1 protein-coding gene is annotated in these 1,284 nt (G+C 69.3%); it reads right to left on the reverse strand.

Translation table 11 applies throughout. The features are described from left to right. Nucleotides 1–1,284 (reverse strand): IS30 family transposase (locus tag AB0I73_RS41365; RefSeq protein ID WP_363045528.1); only part of this gene is annotated, 1,284 nt, incomplete at both ends.

Consider the following 1,284-nt stretch of genomic DNA (forward strand, 5'->3'; position numbering starts at 1 on the left):
GTGCACCGATCGTAGATGATCGTCGAGGGCTTCCGCGGGTGTCTTCCAGCCGAGGGTCTTACGTGGACGGGAGTTGAGGACTGCGGCGATGGCGGACAGTTCGTCGCCGCTCCATCGGGACAAGTCGGTGCCCTTGGGGAAGTACTGGCGCAGTAGCCCGTTGGTGTTCTCGTTCGTGGCCCGCTGCCAGGGAGCGTGCGGGTCTGCGAAGTAGACGGGCAGCCCGGTCTCGACCGTGAGTTGGGCGTGAGCGGCCAGCTCCTTGCCGCGGTCCCAGGTCAGTGACCGGCGGAGCTGGTCGGGCAGGGTGGTCATCGTGGTGGCCAGGGCGTCCTTCATGGCCACGGCGCCGTAGCCGCCCAGTGCGGGCCCGTTCTTGGTCGGTGGGACGGTGCCGTAGCCCTCGGCTCGTGGCAGGTGAACGAGCATGGTGTAGCGGGTCGTTCGTTCCACGAGCGTGCCGATCGCCGACCGATTCAGCCCGATGATCAGGTCTCCCTCCCAGTGTCCCGGCACGGCGCGGTCGGCAGCTTCGGCGGGCCGCTGGCTGATCACCACGTCCTTCGTGACGTGGCCGCCCGGCTTGTTGCGAGACCTGGCCCGTGGGACGCGCAGGGCGCGGCCGGTGCGCAGGCAGGCCACGAGCTCGCGCTTGAGGCCACCACGGCTCTCGACGTAGAGCGACTGGTAGATCGCCTCGTGGCTGATACGCATGGATTCGTCCTCAGGAAAGTCGATCTTCAGGCGGGCCGCGATCTGCTCCGGGCTCCAGGCGTTCGCCCACCGGCGGTCCTTGCGGTGCGGCTTGTTGCGCCCCTTCCATTCAGGAACCTGCGGCCCGGGAAGCACCGTGCCGTCCGGGGCTCGGACCACGCCCAGCAGACGGTCCTGGACATACTCCCGCAGCCGCTCGTTCCCGGCCAGCTTCGCCTCCTTGGGCCGCCGGGCCACCAGGTCGGCCTTCCACTGCGCGACCGAGGCCCGGTACTCGAGCTTGCCACCGCGGGTGGCCGCGTTGCGCCGCAGCTCCCGGGAGATCGTCGAGGGTGCCCGGCCCAGCTGCTGGGCTATCTCCCGTACTCCGGCGCCCTGCACGCGCAACAGGGCGATTTCCTCGCGTTCGGCGAAGGAGAGGTAGCGGCCCGAGACGGCAAGATCGATCTGCGGCATCCCGCCAGCATGCCGGAACCACCGGGTGCCCACCGCCGGCGCCGCCCCGACGGCGATGGCCGCATCCTCACTGGTCAGTCCCTTGGCGATCTCTTGCCAGAACAGTCTCTCGAC

The organism is Streptomyces sp. NPDC050388 (genome assembly GCF_040655635.1).
In the GTDB taxonomy this organism is placed as follows: domain Bacteria; phylum Actinomycetota; class Actinomycetes; order Streptomycetales; family Streptomycetaceae; genus Streptomyces.